The organism is Lactococcus fujiensis JCM 16395 (assembly GCF_002441655.1).
GTDB lineage: Bacteria > Bacillota > Bacilli > Lactobacillales > Streptococcaceae > Lactococcus > Lactococcus fujiensis.
In genome coordinates this window covers 16,110-32,209 of record NZ_JXJU01000006.1, presented here as the reverse complement: position 1 = coordinate 32,209, position 16,100 = coordinate 16,110, and the positions used below count along the sequence as shown (strand labels likewise).

Annotated in this window: 13 protein-coding genes; 9 read left to right on the top strand and 4 right to left on the bottom strand. The window is 37.2% G+C overall.

The annotated features are described in order from the left end of the window. Nucleotides 1–10: 10 nt before the first annotated feature. Nucleotides 11–1,684, bottom strand: coding sequence for a peptide ABC transporter substrate-binding protein (locus tag RT41_RS05745; RefSeq protein ID WP_096818102.1), 1,674 nt, complete (start codon nt 1,682–1,684; stop codon nt 11–13). Nucleotides 1,685–1,945: 261 nt separating this feature from the next. Here RT41_RS05745 and msrA point away from each other — a divergent pair, with 261 nt between their 5' ends. Next, complete coding sequence (gene msrA, locus RT41_RS05740) at nt 1,946–2,476, top strand: peptide-methionine (S)-S-oxide reductase MsrA (protein ID WP_096818100.1); 531 nt, start codon at nt 1,946–1,948, stop codon at nt 2,474–2,476. A 30-nt stretch (nt 2,477–2,506) separates the two neighbouring features. Next, nucleotides 2,507–2,716, top strand: a complete 210-nt coding sequence (locus RT41_RS05735; protein ID WP_096818243.1) for a YozE family protein — start codon at nt 2,507–2,509, stop codon at nt 2,714–2,716. 291 nt (nt 2,717–3,007) lie between these two features. Here the strand turns inward: RT41_RS05735 and lysS are convergent, their stop codons facing one another. Continuing rightward, complete coding sequence (gene lysS / locus RT41_RS05730) at nt 3,008–4,462, bottom strand: lysine--tRNA ligase (RefSeq protein WP_054639528.1); 1,455 nt, start codon at nt 4,460–4,462, stop codon at nt 3,008–3,010. Between the two features lie 314 nt (nt 4,463–4,776). Between lysS and RT41_RS05725 the strand changes: the two genes are divergently transcribed. The 7 genes from RT41_RS05725 (at nt 4,777) to RT41_RS05695 (ending at nt 13,038) form a co-directional block, all read left to right on the top strand. Then, the gene (locus tag RT41_RS05725; RefSeq protein ID WP_245811618.1) at nt 4,777–6,618 is read left to right on the top strand and encodes an APC family permease; all 1,842 of its coding nucleotides are present in this window, start codon (nt 4,777–4,779) and stop codon (nt 6,616–6,618) included. 149 nt (nt 6,619–6,767) lie between these two features. Then, a complete protein-coding gene (locus tag RT41_RS05720; protein ID WP_096818096.1) occupies nt 6,768–7,343 on the top strand; it encodes a TetR/AcrR family transcriptional regulator in 576 nt (191 codons plus the stop codon). Nucleotides 7,344–7,359: 16 nt separating this feature from the next. Beyond that, entirely contained in the window at nt 7,360–8,436 is a 1,077-nt protein-coding gene (locus RT41_RS05715; RefSeq protein ID WP_054639478.1) for an ABC transporter permease, read from the top strand. 2 nt (nt 8,437–8,438) lie between these two features. Then, the gene (locus RT41_RS05710) at nt 8,439–9,113 is read left to right on the top strand and encodes an ABC transporter ATP-binding protein (RefSeq protein WP_054639477.1); all 675 of its coding nucleotides are present in this window, start codon (nt 8,439–8,441) and stop codon (nt 9,111–9,113) included. 180 nt (nt 9,114–9,293) lie between these two features. Beyond that, the gene (gene thiI, locus RT41_RS05705; protein ID WP_096818094.1) at nt 9,294–10,514 is read left to right on the top strand and encodes a tRNA uracil 4-sulfurtransferase ThiI; all 1,221 of its coding nucleotides are present in this window, start codon (nt 9,294–9,296) and stop codon (nt 10,512–10,514) included. 599 nt (nt 10,515–11,113) lie between these two features. Then, a complete protein-coding gene (locus RT41_RS05700) occupies nt 11,114–12,523 on the top strand; it encodes an MFS transporter (protein ID WP_054639476.1) in 1,410 nt (469 codons plus the stop codon). 65 nt (nt 12,524–12,588) lie between these two features. Next, a complete protein-coding gene (locus RT41_RS05695) occupies nt 12,589–13,038 on the top strand; it encodes an SACOL1771 family peroxiredoxin (protein WP_054639475.1) in 450 nt (149 codons plus the stop codon). 145 nt (nt 13,039–13,183) lie between these two features. Here RT41_RS05695 and RT41_RS05690 read toward each other — a convergent pair whose 3' ends face one another. Both RT41_RS05690 and RT41_RS05685 read right to left on the bottom strand, forming a co-directional pair. Beyond that, a complete protein-coding gene (locus tag RT41_RS05690; protein WP_054639474.1) occupies nt 13,184–13,933 on the bottom strand; it encodes a DeoR/GlpR family DNA-binding transcription regulator in 750 nt (249 codons plus the stop codon). Between the two features lie 107 nt (nt 13,934–14,040). Next, nucleotides 14,041–16,080, bottom strand: coding sequence for a cation:proton antiporter (locus RT41_RS05685; protein ID WP_096818091.1), 2,040 nt, complete (start codon nt 16,078–16,080; stop codon nt 14,041–14,043). Between the last annotated feature and the right edge of the window lie 20 nt (nt 16,081–16,100).

Genomic DNA, 16,100 nt, shown 5'->3' with positions numbered 1-16,100 from the left:
CTGAAAAAAATTAATTAACGTAAACACTCTTTAAATCGTATTCCAATCCTGTGCCATGGAAAATAAGGTTATGGAGGTTATTGCTTTGAAGTGCTGGCGTCGTACGGAAGTAAATTGGATTGATTGAGCTTGAATCATAAAGTGCTTGTTCGGCAGCTTTGTAATCCGCATTACGTGCAGCATCATTACTTACGTCAGGTAAGGTTGAAGCTTTCGTCCATGCTGCTTGATAAGCGGCATTTGTGAATCCGCCGTCATTGTAGCCAGAACCTGAAGCAAAGAGTTGCAAGAAGGTTGATGGTTCAGCGTAATCGCCACCCCATAATGAATTGACCATATCAAATTGATGATTTGCTGAATCCTTTAAGCGTTGTTGGAAAGGAACAATTTTTTCAGTGATGGTTAAACCTGGAAGGGCTTTTGCAAGTGACGTTTGGAGAAAATCAGCCTGTGCTTTAGCACCTGTTGAATCTGCATCTGTTTCATATGAAAGGTTGACTTTTGTCTCCCCAATTTCTTTCAGGCCTTTTTCCCAGAGTGTTTTTGCTTCTGAGACATCATATTTATAAGGCTGTGCCGCATATTTGGCGAAGTCCTCACCAGTTTGTGTCTGCGCCATACCAGAAGGTACAAATCCGGTCGCATTCGATGAACCAGCTGTTGTTTGGGCAATAATTGAAGTACGGTCAGTCGCGAGATTGAGCGCTTCGCGAATGTCTTGATTCTGGAGAGCTTTTGCGGCTGTCGTATTTGAAGTTCCCTTACCGGTCTGGTTATATTCGATATAATCAGTGGTCGATTCCTTCAAATCAACGAGCGACGTGTTTTTAGTATAGCCTTTGTTTGCATTGTACAAGTCGGGTGTTCCTAAAGCAACTTGATCGAGCTTACCTTGTTTATAAAGTTGGACAGCTGTATTTGCATTTTTCACAACTTGAATGTCAACTTCATTTGATTTTACATTTGCTTTGTCATAATAATTTGGATTCTTGACTAATTGGAAGCTTTCATTGGTTCCAGTCCAACCACTACCTTTGTAAATGAATGGGCCGTCATACAAAGTTTTAGCGGAAGAAGTTCCATAATTCTTGCCCTCTTTTTCAACAAATTTTTGATTCAGCGGATAATAAACAGATTCCGCAAGCAAGAACTTGAAATATGGGGTCGGTTGGGTTAATGTCACTGTCAATTCAGTATCAGAATTAGCTTTGACTCCTAAAGTATCCAAATCGGCTTGAGTTGCTGTCTTTAATCCCATAATCTGATTTGCATTTTTGATGTTTCCTAGCAGATAGGCATATTGTGAACCTGTTGCAGGATTAACCGCACGTTGCCAAGCATAAACGAAGTCTTTTGCGGTCAATGCATCACCGTTCGACCATTTCAGTCCGGACCGCAGTTTAATTGTCCAAGTCAAACCATCTGATGATTCAGTTACTGATGTGGCCAAAGCATTTGCTGCTTGACCGTTAGCTGCGACCCGTGTTGCACCTTCTTCAGTATTTCCGATAAAAATATTTGAATAGGTATCAGTATTTAATGTTGAATCGAGTGTTGAAATATCAACAGGGATTGCAAGTTGTGGTACTTTTTGGGTTGAAGATGAACTTGATCCGCAAGCAGCAAGTAGCGCTGCGGAAGCCAAAGTGACTGAACCTAAACCAATTTTTTTCCAATTTTTCATGATTTTCCCTCTTTTAATAATTTTATTTAATTTTGGTATTCTGAATTCTATAGAATACGTTGGAACATATTATACTTAATTAAAACTCAAAAGTAAAGTATAAAGTAAATATTGTTTAGAAAATTAAAGGAATTCTGATAAATTATTCTTTTGAAATATAATAAATAAGGTGTCAAACCAAGTTAAAACAAGTCTCATGATCTTTTTATATTCTTAAAATTAATTTCTCTGTGGTATAATTAGTCAAAGAAAGTGAGAAATATGGCAACAGAAAAAGCAATATTTGCTGGGGGATGTTTTTGGTGTATGGTCCAACCTTTTGAAGAACGTGATGGAATTTTAACTGTGACTAGCGGTTACACGGGTGGTGACTTTGAATTTCCCACTTATGAACAAGTCAAACAACATGTTACGGGGCATACTGAAGCCGTCGAAATTATTTTCGATAATGAAAAAGTGAATTATTCAGACCTTGTTGAGTTATATTGGCAAACAACAGATCCAACTGATGCTTTTGGACAATTTGAAGACCGCGGGGATAATTATCGTCCAGTTATTTTTTATACAAATGAACAACAACGGATACTTGCTGAACAATCAAAAGCGACTTTACAAGCTTCAGGTCGTTTTGATGAAGATATCGTGACAAAAATAGAGCCTGCTAAGACATTTTGGCCTGCGGAAGCCTATCATCAAGGTTTTTATCGGACGCATCCGAAGGAATATAAGGAGGAGATACAGGACCGACGAGCCTTTATTCTGGAGCATTGGACAAAAAAGAATAAAATGTGATTAAAAAAGAGAGAGGTGGCAATGATGAGTATGCCGTTTTATACATTCTTGATGAAACATCGCTCGCCTATTGAAATTGACGATGTAACACGACTTGCCAATTTAGCATTTCGTGATTCCCTTTTTCCAAAACAAAGTAAAAATTTTGATGAAGTTTCCACTTATCTGGAAACTCAAGCTCCTTTTTACTACAATTTAGCCTTATTTGATGAAATTTGGGAAAAATATTTGGAAGGTTGAGACTTTAAACAGTCTCTTTTTTTGACCAAAAAATTTAAAAAGAATTTTTATTAGTTCCGAGTCTTCAATGAAGCAGGTGAATTGGATTGAAGATGTTGTACTGTCAAAAATAGGGATATTTTATTGTAGGTTTTGTCAAAGTTATGTTAGACATATCTTGTAAGACGAGCAGATGCTGAGTATTACACAGCTGACGAGAAAAAATTTAAAGGGAATGCCACCCATTAATTTAAGGATTCCCGGTAAGAATAAAAAACACTTTGTCGGTACTGACAAAGTGTTTTGGTTTTCTTATTTCATTGTTGGGAAAAGGAGGACATCGCGAATACTTGTTGTTCCAGTAAAAAGCATTACCAAACGATCAATACCAATTCCTAGTCCACCTGTCGGTGGCATACCATGTTCCAATGCTTCAACGAAGTCATAGTCAATTCCGGTAGCCTCATCGTCACCAAGTTCCTTAGCTTCAGCTTGTTTCTTGAAGCGTTCCAATTGGTCAATTGGGTCATTCAATTCTGAGAATGCATTTGCAAATTCGTGACCGTCAATGAAAAATTCGAATCGGTCTGTGAAACGAGCATCATCAGCATTAGATTTTGCCAATGGTGAGATTTCTTTTGGATGACCAAAAACAAATGTTGGTTGAATCAATGTTTCTTCAACGTAAGTTTCAAAGAATTCATTAATAATATGTCCAACGGTATTCATGTGGGGGTCAAGATGAATCTTATGTTCTTCAGCGATTTCTGAAGCTTCTTCAAAAGTCATTGGTTTCCAGAAATCAACACCTGAAACTTCTTTGATTGCATCAACCATGTGAACGCGACGATAATTGCCACCCATGTTAATTTCATGACCATCATAGTCCAAAACTTCTTTTCCGACAACATTTTTAGCGACAGATTGGAAAATTCCTTCGACAAGATCCATGACATCATTAAAATCAGCGTAGGCTTCGTAGCTTTCCATCGTTGTGAATTCTGGGTTATGAGTCTGGTCCATTCCTTCATTACGGAAAACGCGTCCCATTTCATAAACTTTTTCCATTCCACCAACAATCAAGCGTTTCAAGTGAAGTTCAGTTGCAATACGGAGAGCCATATCCATATCAAGGCTGTTATGGTGAGTGTAGAATGGGCGGGCTGCAGCTCCACCGGCCTCATTTTGAAGAATTGGTGTTTCGACTTCAATAAAACCAAGTGAGTTCATATAACGGCGAATTTCAGCAACAATACGAGAGCGAGTAATAAAACGATCGAAACTTTCACGATTTGAAATTAAGTCAAGATATCTTTTACGGTAACGTGTTTCAGTATCAGTTAGGCCGTGGAATTTTTCTGGCAATGGGCGCAATGCTTTACTCAAGAATGTTAAATGAGTTGCTTTGATTGTCACTTCACCAGTGTCGGTCTTCATAATTTCGCCATCCACTCCGAGAAAATCACCCAAGTCGGCTTTCTTAAAGATGTCGTAATTTTCTTCACCAACGGCGTCTTTTCGAACATAAATTTGAATTTGACCTTCGCGGTCTTGAAGATGTGCAAAACCAACTTTTCCTTTTCCACGTTTCGTCATCATACGTCCAGCGATAGTGGAAGTCAAGCCTTTTGCTTCAAGTTCTTCTTTAGTATCTGCATCATACTTTGTGTGTAATTCAGCAGAATTATGAGTTCGTACAAATTTAGTGCCAAATGGGTCAATACCTGCAGCACGCAGATTTTCCATTTTCTCACGACGAACTTTCATTTGGTCATTTAATTCTTCAATTTCAGCCAATTTAGATAGCTCCTTGTATAGTTTATTCTAGCTTATTTTATCATATTTTTGATAATTTTACAGCATGTCATTATCAAATAATATTGATGGAGACGTATTCATTTTATCAAGATGAAATAATCCAAAAAATATAGTGAAAAATTGATAGGAATCAAGTGCTTCATTGATGGATAAGAGAGTCAATCAATAACTTATAAAGCAATTCTTCTTTTGTTAAAAATAAAACTGTCAGAAAATGAAAAAAAGTGCTATAATAATTTGGTTATTATTATAGGAGTTAAAAAGTGTTTAAAAAATTTAAAGAAATTTTAATCGGCAAGCCCTTAAAATCTTCAGCCGATGATTCGCATTTGTTGAACAAGATGCAGGCATTAGCCATGCTATCATCAGATGCCCTTTCATCAGTCGCTTATGGTCCAGAACAAATTATCTTGGTTTTGATGACAATAGGAGCAACTGCGATTTGGTACTCAATTCCAATTGCTGCTGTTATCTTATTGCTTTTGTTCGCTCTGATTATGAGTTACACACAAGTCATTCATGCCTACCCTTCTGGTGGCGGCGCATATCTTGTGTCAACAGAGAATCTTGGTACTATCCCAGGCTTAATTTCGGGAGGATCGCTCCTAGTTGATTATATGTTGACCGTTGCCGTTTCGACAGCTTCAGGCGCAGATGCAATTACTTCTGCAATTCCAGAACTTTATAATTATAATTTGGAAATTGCGATTGTTCTTGCCCTGATTTTGATGTTCATGAATCTTCGTGGCCTTAGGGAATCAGCATCTTTCCTTATGATACCAGTCTATACATTTATTATCAGTACATTTATTTTACTGGGTGTCGGTATTTTCCGAATTTTGTCGGGCTCGCTTCCATATCAGGCTCCTGCACATATTGGAACCTCTATCGCTGGCGTTAGTTTGATTTTGATATTAAAGGCATTCTCAACAGGCTCATCTTCACTAACAGGTGTAGAGGCAATATCTAATGCTGTTCCCTTTTTCAAACGGCCAAAAGAGCATAACGCGGCGCTCACTTTAGTAATGATGGGTTCAATTCTGGCATTCTTCTTTGCAGGCGTAGTATTCTTCGCCTATTGGATGGGGATTGTGCCGCAAAATAATGTGACCGTTATTGCCCAGATGGCTAAAGGACTTTTAGGAAGTGGACCACTAGGGCAATTGATGTTCTTTATTTTCCAATTCTCGACTGCTTTGATTTTGGCAGTAGCAGCCAATACAGGCTACTCTGCTTTCCCTGTTTTAGCCTTTAACATGGCGAAAAACAAGTACATGCCCCATATGTTTACTGCTCGAGGCGATCGATTAAGTTATTCAAACGGGATTATCAGTCTTGCTGCTGGAGCAATTGTCTTGCTTTTGATTTTTAAAGGGGAAACGGAAAGGTTGATCCCGCTTTATGCCATAGGCGTATTTACACCATTTACATTGGCGCAAGTAGGGATGGTCATTCACTGGAAGAAACGTCTTGGAAAACAATTTATATGGCATTCGATTCCAAATATTTTGGGAGCTCTGATTTCATTTGCAGTCGTCATGATTCTCTTGATCTTCAGAACCGCTGAAATTTGGCCTTTCTTTATTGTTTTGCCTGTATTAATTTTTGCCTTTATTCGCGTTCATCACCATTATGTTAATGTTGCTGAACAACTTCGCTTGCGTGAAGGACATGCTGAGCATAAATTTGATGGGAATACCGTCATTGTTTTAGTTGGTAATGTAACAAATGTCGATTTAGGGGCAATTAATTACGCACGATCAATCGGAGAATATGTCATCGCCTTACATGTTTCAACAAAGGAAAATACTCGAAAAGAGCAAGAAATTGAAAGTGAGTTTGAAGCAGCTTTCCCTGATTTACATTTAACTGTCATACGAACGAATTATCGCGATATTATAGCTCCAGCAGTCCGATACATAAGTCTTGCAAGTAAAAATGCTAAAAAACGCAATTACACTACAACAGTTATTATCCCGAACTTTATCCCTTCTAAGCCATGGGAAAATATGTTCCATAACCAAACTGGCCTTCGTTTACGTGTTGCTTTGAATTCACATGAAGACATCATTTTAGCAAGTTATAACTACCATCTTAAAAAGTAAGCGAAAGCTTCTTTTTTTTATAAAAAAATTACAGAAATATGAAAAAATAAAATAATTTTTATGATGTTAAATTTTTGACTAATAAAAAATAAGCTGTTATACTTCTATAAAGTGACACTGTGTCATTTTGTGTAAGAAAGTGAACAAATATGCCTAAAGAAACTTATTTTAGTCTACCCGGTGAAAAAAGGAATCGGGTTTATCAAGCTTGTAAATTGGAGTTTGAAACTCATTCCTATCAAGATGCAAAAGTAATGCATGTCGTAAAAGCATTAAATATTTCACGAGGGAGTTTTTATCAGTATTTTGAAGACTTGAAAGATTGTTATTTTTTTGTGCTTTCAAATGAAACCATTGAGCTTCACCAGCTGTTTATCGACTTGGTTAAAGTTTATTCGATCGATGAGGCATTGGAAAAATATAAATTTTTGCTCTTAGAACAACTCATTCGGGGTGAAAATTATGAAATTTATCGCCATCGTTTCTTGGATTGGAATTATGATTTAGATCATGCTTGGAAACAAAAAGCGACGGGAACATTTCATTCATCAAAAAGCAATAATCCAATTACTCAAGTCTTAAAATCAGTAGTACACGACTTGGTCTACCGTCTCTTTTCAGAAAATTGGGATGAGGAGACATTTATTGAACATTATGAAAAAGAAATTGAAGTAGTTTGCATCGGACTCGAAGCCTACTACAAAAATATGAAATCACATCATTAGTATATGAGGAGGACTTATGTTTTTATCAACACGTGAAATATTACATTATAAAGCAAGATATATTTTAATTGGAAGTATCATATTTCTGATTGCTTATGTCGTTTTTATCTTATCAGGTTTGGCAACAGGTTTGTCTAACGAGTTCAAACAAGGAGTTGTAGATTGGAAAGCTGAAAAAGTGATTCTTTCAGACAGCTCGAATGATCTTTTGAACGGCTCACAAATTGCGACATCTGACGTGGATAAAATCAAGGGAGGGGAAACTTCACCAATTTCATTATTCACGACCTCTGTGGATAAAAGCAAAGATAATCGCATTAATATAACCATATTTGCAATGCCTGATGATTCAGTAATCAAGCCTGAACTCAAAAATGGCCAGATGTTTGATGAAAACAAATCGGATGAAGTAGTTATTTCTCAAGGACTTGCTGATGAGGGGTTCAAAATCGGTCAAAAAATTAAAGTGGGGAATCACAAAACAGAATTAAAGGTTGTGGGGATCTCCAAAGCTTCTGACTATTCAGCAACACCACTGGTTTATACTTCATTCAAGACACTGACTAGTGTCCAAAATGGGACAAGTTCTGAACAAATTCCATTTGTCAATGCAGTGGTTGTCAAATCAGGTGAGGCAACTTATAAAGATGTTAAAGCAGGACAATTGAAAACAATCTCAATTAATGAGTTGATTGACAATATTCCTGGTTATACGGCACAACAAACGACACTTGATGCAATGATTTACTTTATGTTCTTAATCGTTTTGATGATTGTCGGCGTCTTTATGTATGTCATTACCCTACAAAAAGTTCCAATTTTCGGGATCATGAAAGCGCAAGGGATTTCTAATTTTGTGATTGTTAAATCATTATTATGGCAAGGATTCTGGGTCGGACTAGTTGGTGTCGCGCTAGCATTTTTAGCAAGTTATGGAACAAGTTTTATACTTCCAGCTGCTATGCCATTCGGTTTGAGTATACCAACTTGGATACTTTATAGTGCAATCTTAGTTGTAGTTTCTGTTCTGGGATCAGTCTTTTCAATTTTTACAGTTCGAAAAGTTGACCCTACAAAAGCGATTGGAGCATGACAATGAAAAAGATATTAGTGATGAATAATGTTGTTAAAAGTTTTGGACAAGGACATACGGAAGTTTATGCACTTAAAGGAATCAACATCTCTGTTGAACAGGGGGAATTTGTTTCAATTATTGGTCCTTCTGGGTCTGGTAAAAGTACGTTCTTGACCATCTCAGGTGGTCTTCAAACGCCTACTTCAGGAACTATTGAAATTAACGGTCAAAATTTCACAAATTTGAATGAAAAAGAGCGTTCAAGACTGAGGTTCAAAGAAATTGGTTTTATTTTACAAGCGTCAAATTTAATCCCATATTTGAGCGTAGACGATCAATTTAAGCTTGTGGATAAAATTAATCACAAAAAGACAAATAGAGCAGATGTTGAAGAATTATTGACAACATTGGATATTTACGACTTACAAAAGAAATATCCTGGCGAACTTTCTGGTGGAGAACGCCAACGCGTAGCCATTGCTCGAGCGCTTTACAATAATCCAAGTTTGATTTTAGCTGATGAACCAACGGCAAGCCTGGATACTGAGCGAGCATTCCAAGTTGTAGATTTACTCAAGAAAGAAGCTCATTCAAAGAATAAAGCAACGATTATGGTGACACATGATGCTCGAATGATTGAACATAGTGATAGTATCTATCGAATTGAAGATGGGCAATTATTCAAAGAAGCTTAATTGGCATAAATAAATCAAAGATGGCAGGATAATAAAATCTTGTCATTTTTTCTAAAATTGAGAAATAAGATTCTAAATTCTGCTATAGATTGTGCTATAATTGGAACGTTGTGTATTTCTTGTTATGAATACAGTTTTCAATTTAGATTTGAAATAAAAAAATTTTAGAAAGAAGAAAAAATGACCGTAAATTATGATGAAATTATGGTTCGTTACGGAGAACTTTCAACAAAAGGGAAAAATCGTGTCTTTTTTATTAATCGATTAGCAAAAAACTTGCGTGAAGTTCTGTCAGACCTTACAGAGCTCAAAATTACTGCCGTCAGAGACCGTGCACATATTGTCTTAAATGGTGCCGATTATGCTGAGGTCTCTCATCGTTTGACAAAAGTTTTTGGGATTCAAAATTTTTCTCCGTCAATCAAAGTAGAAAAGACAATTCCTGCGATCGAAGCAGCAGTTGTTGACTTATTTAACGAAATCTATCTCGAAGGAATGACATTTAAAATTGCAGCGCGGCGTGCTGACCACAATTTTGAATTAGATTCTACAGAATTAAATCAGACATTAGGAGATCTGGTCTTTGATCATTTTGCATTTGCCAAAGTTCAAATGAAAAGACCCGAAATTACGTTGCGTGTAGAGATTCGACAAGACGCAGCTTATTTGAGCTACGAAACGATTAAGGGCGCTGGAGGAATGCCAGTTGGTACTGCAGGTCGCGGACATTTAATGTTGTCTGGCGGAATTGATTCTCCTGTTGCAGGGTACTTAGCACTTAAACGTGGGGTTGAAATTGAGGCCGTTCATTTTGCTAGTCCTCCTTACACATCACCTGGAGCGCTCAAAAAAGCAAAAGATCTAACTGCAAAATTGACAGCTTTTGGAGGAGCGATTCAGTTTATTGAAGTGCCTTTCACTGAAATTCAAGAAGAAATTAAAGCGAAAGCACCACAGGCTTATTTGATGACACTTACACGCCGTTTCATGATGCGCGTGGTTGATAGAATTCGCGAAATTCGTGATGGAAAAGTTATCATTAATGGTGAAAGTCTTGGACAAGTGGCTTCTCAAACATTAGGTTCAATGTCAGTCATTAATGAAGTGACAAACACACCGGTTATTAGGCCTGTCGTCACAATGGACAAGATTGAAATTATTGAGATTGCCGAAAAAATTGATACTTTCAATTTATCGATTCTACCATTTGAGGATTGCTGTACAGTCTTCGCACCTCCAGCTCCAAAAACAAATCCAAAGCTAGAAAATTGCCTGCAGTATGAAACGCGGTTCGATGTTGAAGGATTGGTTAATCGTGCAGTTGCAGGAATTATGGTTTCTACAATTTCAGGTGAAAATTGGGATGCCGAAGAAATAGATGAATTTGCAGATTTACTATAAATAAATGTAGATGAATCAATACGTTAAAAAGAAGTGTGAGCTTCTTTTTTTGACATAAAAAACCGAATAGTTCAGTTTATCATATAATAAAAAGAATACAAAGTGATATAATAAATGTATTCATAAATTACATAAAATGTAAAAAGAAGGCATTTTATAACGAAATTACTGGTCGCTACGGCGCATGCAGAACTATCAAATTTGTCGGTTTGGATGAAAGGTCCGCAAGAATTTTTAGCAGTTTATACAATGACACATTTACCGGATGAAATTGAAAGCGTTGATTTTTTTCGGAATACATTCCAGAGTTGGATAATGAGGTCATGATGACCATGCTGTTAACATTTCTAGGAACGGAATTTGCTTATCTTGCTGTCAAGGGGGATAATTATGCTCCTAGTAAGGGGAAAGTTACTTGAATAATTTATTGACAAAGTTAAAGAAGTTGCTGTGGAATTCTAAAATGAATCAGTGAATAATAAAGCTCTCAATGTTGAAAGCTTTTTATTTTTTCGAAATAGAAATTTAATATTTTGACAAATGCCAATCAATCTTTTATAATTCAAAGCTGATGAATAGAATAAGAAAGTAGGTGTCGCTTGTTAAATCGGACAAAAGCCTTGGTGGCGATTGGAATATTCACTTTTATGTCAACCTTAGATGGTTCAATTGTTAACATTGCTCTCCCGACGATGTCGCGAGAATTGCACACAAGTACGGCTCAAATCACTTGGGTTGTCACAATTTATTTGATTGTTATTTCAGCAATTATCCTGATCTTTGGTCGATTAGCGGACTTGGTTGGTAAAGCAAAAGTGACTAAAATCGGTTGGGCGATTTTTATTTTAGGTTCATTTTTGGCAGGAATGAACATGGGAATGGGGCTTCCATTTTTACTATTTGCACGAGTCGTTCAAGCGGTTGGTGCTTCGATGATGATGGCTACGAGTTTTGGAATTATTGCACAAATTTTTCCTGCTGAAAATCGCGCCCGTGCTCTTGCAATTAATTCAATGTTTGTATCAGTTGGATCGATAGCTGGCCCCGCACTTGGCGGCCTGATATTACAGGTTGCGAGTTGGAATTATATCTTCTTTATTAACGTGCCCATCGGAATTATTGCATGGATTTTCGGAAACCGAGCCCTTCCAAATGATAGAGGGCAGGGACAGATTTCCGATGTTGACCTCAAAGGTGGATCATTAATGACAGCAGTCATTGTTCTTCTTTTTATGGCACTCAATTTTGGAATGACACTGGGTTGGACTAACCCGATTATCATTGGCGCCGCGATTTTAGGAATTTTACTTTTTATTGCATTCATTGTGGTTGAAAGCCGGACAGCTGCACCGCTTCTCAATCTAAATATCTTCAAATCTAAATTGTTTTCACTGAGCTTGATTATGGCACTTCTTAATTTTACTGTTGCCATGTTTTCAAGTATCTTGTTGCCATTTTATTTGCAAGATTATCGTTCTTATGCTCCTGGAATTGCAGGACTTTTCATGATGTGTTATCCGTTAGCCATGTTAATTTTTAGTCCGATTGCTGGAACAATTGCTGACAAGATGGATAAAGAAATAGTTACCTTTGTAGGAATCAGCGGCATTGTGCTATCGCAAGTTGGATACCTCATGATTAATAGTCAGACTCCAGCTTGGTGGGTGGCAGTTGTTTTACTCCTTCAAGGTGGTTCAGTCGGGATTTTCCAAAGTCCCAATAATGCATTGATTATGGAAACTGTCGATCGGAAATATCTTGGAATTGCTGGATCGGTCAACTCCTTGGCTCGAAATTTTGCCTTCGTTATAGGGACGTCATTGGCGACTATTCTACTTTTCTTCGAGATGTCAAATATCACCGGTACAAAAGTGAATTCATATTTACCAAATCAGCCTGAAGTTTTCTTACAAGGAATGCATTTTGCTTTTATTTTTGCCTTATGCTTTACGTTAATTACTTGGATTTTGGCATTCATGCGGTTAATAGGAAAAAGAAAAATGCACTAATTAACAAGTCTTGTCGATTCAACTCGACAATTTTTTTGATATAATTTTGATGAAAAGGGGAAAATATGGCAACTCAAAAACATCATTTTTCATCACAAATCAATTGGTCTGGTGGTCGTAATTCGATTGGACAACTGAATACAGGTACGATACACTCGGCAATTTCCGTTCCGTCATCAATGTCAGGCCCGGGGGAGGGGACAAACCCAGACGAAATGTTACTTGGCGCTGCGAGCACATGTTATACTATTACGCTAGCTGCCCTTTTGGAACGCAATTCAATTGTGATTCGTGATTTTAAAGTTCAATCAGAAGGTGTCGTTGATGTGACAGACGGAATTTTCAACTATGAAAGCATTACACATCATCTCTATCTAAAACTTGGGGAAAATGCAAATGCACATGAGATGGATTTGGCACGTCGTCTGGCAGAAAAAGCTGAGACAAGTTGTATGATTTCTAAAGCTATTAAAAACAACGTACTTGTGAGTGCTGACATTCACATCGAAAAATAAAAACTCCAATGGGAGTTTTTTTATTGAGAATGATGGGCCTCATTGAATATCAATCTTTGCAGATGAGACAATGCATTCTCGCGTCCACAAATGACTTGAAATATAAGGAGTAAAAAGTGAAAAGAAAAACGAGCATTGCTCGCTTTTAAACAGTTACGACATCAACATGATTTTCTAATAAGAACTCTTTCATCTCATCTTTTAGGTCAGTATCCGTGTACACTTTTGAAATTTGATTTGTAGCAAAGCAAGTGACGGTCGCATTCTGACAGAATTTTGAGGAATCGGTCAGTGCAATAACTTGGTCACATGAAGTTGCCATAACCTGTGTTGTGGCACACCGAGAGATGTCATTGCAACGGAAACCACGTTCACAGTCAAAGCCATCAATCCCAATAAATAGTTTGTCAACGTAAAATTCTTCAACTACTTTTTTGACCAGGGGGCCTACATTAACTTGTGAGTTACTTTGGTATTCTCCGCCAATAAGGATAATCTTAACATTTGATGCTTGGCGAATAAAGTTAGGAAGGAAAGTAGAATTTGTAATAATTGTCACATTCTTGTTGCTGTTAGCCAACTCTTCTGCCAACAAGGCACATGTAGAACCAGATTCAATCATGACACTTTCGCCGTCAGAAATTGACTCCGCAGCCTTTTGTGCAATCCGTTGTTTTGTCTCGTGATTCTGAGATAAACGAAAATTAATGTTATCTGTACTGTTACTATTAATTAAGGCATAACCGTGTTGGCGATTAACAATTCCTTTATCTTCCAGCTTGTCCAAATCTTTACGAATAGTGACGTTTGAAACACCAATGAGGTGAGCCAATTTTGTCACTTCAATTTTTCCATATTCACTGACAAGGCTAATGATTTTCTCTGCTCTGGCCATTTCTGTACTTTCAAATATTTTCTTTTTACTACTTTATTAAATTTAACATAAATTTCGATAAATAACAATTTTATTTCAATCAATACTTTTTAACTTTTGAACAAAACTTATTTTTTACGTTTTTCCAAGAAATTAAAGAGAAGTGTGTGATGATTACTCTCCATAGAATAATCTTCAAGGACATTAACATTTTGCCGCAAAAGTCTCGCCTCGCGTGCTGTTAATTGGCCAGCTGCCTCATATTCAAAAATAATTTTACGTTCTAGGTAATAAGCTCGCATCATCTGACGCATGTTATTTGGCTCGGAACGATGCATGACTCGGGTAATGTAGCCACCATGAGCAACTAATTCAGCAGCCCGTAGCCGTTCTGTTTGTAAAAAATCAATCAACTGTGTATCGTAGACACTTTCCAAATTTTCAAGGGCTTGTAAAATAATTTCTGTATTTTTGAAATATAGGGTCGTAATTTCTTCTCTTGTAACTTCTCTTTGCTCGCGACTCTTTCGTCCAAACAATTCAATGTGCAGGATTTGTGAGAAAAACGAATGCAGCCCTCTGAAAATAATCAAAGAGAAAAATTGTAAACTGGAAACAAAATCGTGAACGATTGACTTTCCAATTGATCGGATGTAACGTTGGTAAATTCTATATGTTGGAAAACTGATTTCACCGTTTCGATAGGCATTCTCTAGCCCTTCAGCTTCGAGTCTGACAATTAAAAGTTGCAACTCGTTAAAATCGACGGAAGTAGATGCGCTCTCTTGCTCAATAATAAGTTTTTGAATTCGGTCTTGGTAATTATCAATTGCGATGGCGTATCCTTCTTTGTTTTTCACTTTTTCCATATCTGTACGAAGTTGCGCAACAACATCGTTTAAAATTGAAATCTTGGCCAGATTGTCGATTTTGACTGTTTTCTTGTCGGCAATAAGTGGGAGAACCGTTAAGCCGACGAGGAAAGAAATTCCAGTCACAGAAGCCGCTAAGAAAATGAGCAAACTATAAGGGGCTGAATCAATTCTAGGAATTAATAATATGGTAGCAATTGAAACAGTTCCTTTAGAACCAGCAAAGGTTAGCAGGAAAATATCATTCCAATACAGACTAAATTTTTGTTTCTTATTGAATGTTCGGAACCAGTAATAAATAACAAGGAAGATGAAACGTAAAGTAAACAGTGCAACCACAAGGACAAGGACCATTGCAATCAAGCGTGGATTTGAATAAAAGGGGCTGCGAATAAGTGGCATCGCGAGTTGATGCAATTCAATTCCTAAAAAGAGGAATACGACAGAGTTCAAAATGAAAACAATCATTTCCCAAAGGGTATTTTTAACTTTTGTGACTTGTGCATCAAACAGGGTCGTCTTTTTGAGGCCGTTAGCTTGTAGCACACCTGCTACAACTACAGCAATGATTCCAGAAACCTCAGCAACTTCAGCAATAAGAAATGCTGCGAGAGGAATAATGAATTCAAGAAGCAGATAACCGATGATGTCGCGGGCATCGACATATTCCAATAAATTCAAGATTTGATTTTTAATCCAAACAAGAACCATTCCAATCAGTGCACCACCAATTACCGATTTAACTAAGTCTATAGTTGCCATCGGAAGGGAGAACTCACCAGTGGTTAGTGCTAAAATAGCGATTTGAAAGGCAATAATACCAGAAGCATCGTTGAGCAAACCTTCACCTTGAAGGATCGATGTTATCCGCTTGGGAAATTTAAAATTTTTGGATAGCGCACCAACAGCAATTGCATCTGTAGGCGCAAGACTGGCACCAAGTGCAAAACAAGCAGCTAAAGGGATTCCAACAATTAAGAAGTGGGTTAAATAACCTAAACCCAGAGAAGTTAAAAAGACAAGCGGAAGAATGAGAAAGAGAATGGTGGAAATATGTTTAAAAATATGTTTGACATCAGCTTCCTCGCTTTCTCTGAAGAGAAGGGGGGCAATGATTAATCCCAAAAAGAGTTCGGGACTAACATCAACCAATTTAGAGGCTCCCATAAAACCAAGTAAAATTCCAAGGACTACTTGAACGAGAGGTAATGCAAGTTTTGGAAAGACTTTATTAATCACATTGGAGATAACTAGGGCGAGAATAAATATTATGACATAGAAAATGTTTTGAAGCATATAGACCTTTCATGTGTGAT

Coding starts and splice junctions, on each gene's coding strand:
- RT41_RS05745 (WP_096818102.1), bottom strand. CDS start 1,684: ATGAAAAATTGGAAAAAAATTGGTTTAGGTTCAGTCACTTTGGCTTCC.
- msrA (WP_096818100.1), top strand. CDS start 1,946: ATGGCAACAGAAAAAGCAATATTTGCTGGGGGATGTTTTTGGTGTATG.
- RT41_RS05735 (WP_096818243.1), top strand. CDS start 2,507: ATGCCGTTTTATACATTCTTGATGAAACATCGCTCGCCTATTGAAATT.
- lysS (WP_054639528.1), bottom strand. CDS start 4,462: ATGAAAGTTCGTCGTGAGAAAATGGAAAATCTGCGTGCTGCAGGTATT.
- RT41_RS05720 (WP_096818096.1), top strand. CDS start 6,768: ATGCCTAAAGAAACTTATTTTAGTCTACCCGGTGAAAAAAGGAATCGG.
- RT41_RS05715 (WP_054639478.1), top strand. CDS start 7,360: ATGTTTTTATCAACACGTGAAATATTACATTATAAAGCAAGATATATT.
- RT41_RS05710 (WP_054639477.1), top strand. CDS start 8,439: ATGAAAAAGATATTAGTGATGAATAATGTTGTTAAAAGTTTTGGACAA.
- thiI (WP_096818094.1), top strand. CDS start 9,294: ATGACCGTAAATTATGATGAAATTATGGTTCGTTACGGAGAACTTTCA.
- RT41_RS05695 (WP_054639475.1), top strand. CDS start 12,589: ATGGCAACTCAAAAACATCATTTTTCATCACAAATCAATTGGTCTGGT.
- RT41_RS05690 (WP_054639474.1), bottom strand. CDS start 13,933: ATGGCCAGAGCAGAGAAAATCATTAGCCTTGTCAGTGAATATGGAAAA.
- RT41_RS05685 (WP_096818091.1), bottom strand. CDS start 16,080: ATGCTTCAAAACATTTTCTATGTCATAATATTTATTCTCGCCCTAGTT.